Source organism: Streptomyces sp. NTH33 (assembly GCF_003236365.1).
Classification (GTDB): Bacteria; Actinomycetota; Actinomycetes; order Streptomycetales; family Streptomycetaceae; genus Streptomyces.
Map to the genome: position 1 here is coordinate 1 of NZ_POTZ01000798.1, position 1,865 is coordinate 1,865.

General features: G+C 73.7%; 4 protein-coding genes. 1 reads left to right on the forward strand and 3 read right to left on the reverse strand.

Annotated features, from left to right (window positions below; all coding sequences use genetic code 11):
• Nucleotides 1-396: P1 family peptidase (locus C1I97_RS36350; RefSeq protein ID WP_181447083.1), on the reverse strand; the 396-nt coding region annotated here is incomplete at its 3' end.
• A 127-nt stretch (nucleotides 397-523) separates the two neighbouring features.
• On the opposite strand from C1I97_RS36350, the gene C1I97_RS36355 reads away from it, so the two are divergent.
• Nucleotides 524-718 (forward strand): hypothetical protein, encoded by a 195-nt coding sequence (locus C1I97_RS36355; RefSeq protein ID WP_111007172.1) that lies wholly within the window; start codon nucleotides 524-526, stop codon nucleotides 716-718.
• A gap of 52 nt (nucleotides 719-770) precedes the next feature.
• Here C1I97_RS36355 and mscL read toward each other — a convergent pair whose 3' ends face one another.
• Together mscL and C1I97_RS36365 are read right to left on the reverse strand one after the other, a co-directional pair.
• Complete coding sequence (gene mscL, locus C1I97_RS36360) at nucleotides 771-1,229, reverse strand: large conductance mechanosensitive channel protein MscL (protein WP_111007173.1); 459 nt, start codon at nucleotides 1,227-1,229, stop codon at nucleotides 771-773.
• A 57-nt stretch (nucleotides 1,230-1,286) separates the two neighbouring features.
• A partial coding sequence (locus tag C1I97_RS36365; RefSeq protein ID WP_441349194.1) for a hypothetical protein occupies nucleotides 1,287-1,865 on the reverse strand: 579 nt, incomplete at its 5' end.

A 1,865-nucleotide genomic window follows, 5' to 3' on the forward strand; every position in this document is an offset into this window, starting at 1 on the left:
CCCGGTGGCCGCGTCCGGCCGGACCCGGAAGTCACCACCCCGGCCCAGGTCGAACACGCAGGCGGCCGGCACCACCGGTACCACGTGCGAAGGGTCCGGTCCGACCCGCACTCCGCGCCCCTGCTCCTCCAGCCAGCTCATCACCCCCGAGGCGGCGTCCAGCCCGTAGGCGCTGCCGCCGGTCAGCACGACCGCCTCCACCGTCCGCACCAGGTTGCGCGGATCGAGGGCGTCGGTCTCCTTCGTGCCGGGGCCGCCACCGCGCACATCCACGGCGGCGACGGCGCCGCCCTCCGGCGCGAGCACGACCGTCGTGCCGGTGAGCCAGCCGCCGCCCGTACGCGTCGCATGCCCCACCCGCACACCGGAGACGTCCGTCAAAGCGTCCACTGTCATGGGCGTCAGTCTCCCCGGACGAGGGACGTCACGGGCCCCTTCGGCGGAACGGGAACGTCGCACCCCCCCGCGGAGACCAAACCTGCGGCGGGACGGCCTCGCCCGCCGCGGACCGTACCCTGGAGACATGAGTACCGCTCCCGAACCCGACCCGGAGCCCGCCCCCGAACCGCGCGGCCCGAAGACCGGGCTGGTCTTCGACGACCCGCTGAACCAGCAGTCCACGGACGACACCGACCGTGGGTGGGGCGAGCGTTCGGACGGCGACGCCGCCTCCGACCTCAAGCGCTTCCTCGACGAGAAGCCGCCCCACCACCTCTGAAGCCCGCGCGCTCGCCGGACCGCGACGGTCGCCGCTCACCGGACCGCGGCCGCTACCGCCCTCGGTCCCCCGCGCCGCGCTGCGCGATCAACTCGTCGCGTATCTGCTTGAGCACCTCCAGCTCGGTCGCCTCCGGCACCTCCTGCGCGTCCTCTCCGGCCTTCTTCCGCGCCTCCTGGCGGGCCAGGAACTTCGCCATGGGCAGGACCATCAGGAAGTAGACCACCGCCGCGGTGATCAGGAACTGGAGGGTGGCGCCGAGCACCGAGCCCCACATGATCTGGATGCCCTGGTCGCCCTCGCAGGCGGAGCTCAGGCACGAGTCGTAGTGGTCGAGGTTCTTGGTGCCGATCGCTCCGACGACCGGATTGATCACACCTTTCACCACCGAGTTGACGATGTTGGTGAAGGCGGCGCCGACGACCACCGCGACGGCCAGATCGACGACGTTCCCGCGCATCAGGAAGGCCTTGAAGCCCTGCCAGACGCTCGGGTCCTTCTTCTCGCTCACCTGGAGCCCCTCCTTGAACGTGCGGGTTGCGGAACGAACAGCTCCGCAACCTACGGCTCACCACAGGGTCACCGCCAGCTTGGCCGTCGCGCTCGCTCCGGCCAGACGTGCCGCGGTGGAGCGCGGTACCGACAGCATGACCAGCGCACCGCTGCCGGTCACCTCCTCCACGGGTTCCGGGACCTTCGCCACCCGGGCGCCGCGCGCGACCACCTCGGCCCGCCCGCCGGCGGCCGGGTCCTCCGCGGCGATCACGTCGACCCGGTCGCCGGGACGCAGCAGCCGGACCGTGGCCGCGTCCGCGATGCGCACGGGCGCGGTCACCGTCCGCTCGCCGTCCGGCTCGCGGGCCCCGGATGCCAGGTCCGCCCTGTCGGCCGGCGCCGGATGTCCACGGGCCGGCCCGCCACGAGGAGGGTCCGAAGCGGCCCGCGGGCCCGCCGCCACGAGCGCGGCCGCAGCGACGGCGAGCCCGGCCGCCACGGCCCGCCTGCGGTGCCGTACGAACCGGCGCAGCGCGTATCGCCCGCCGCGCACACGCACCGGCGCGAAGTGCGGCACCTCGCACGTGGCCGGGGCGTCCGTGCCGGGCGCACAAGGAGAGGAAGGGGAGGGGAGGGAGGAAGAGGAGAGGGA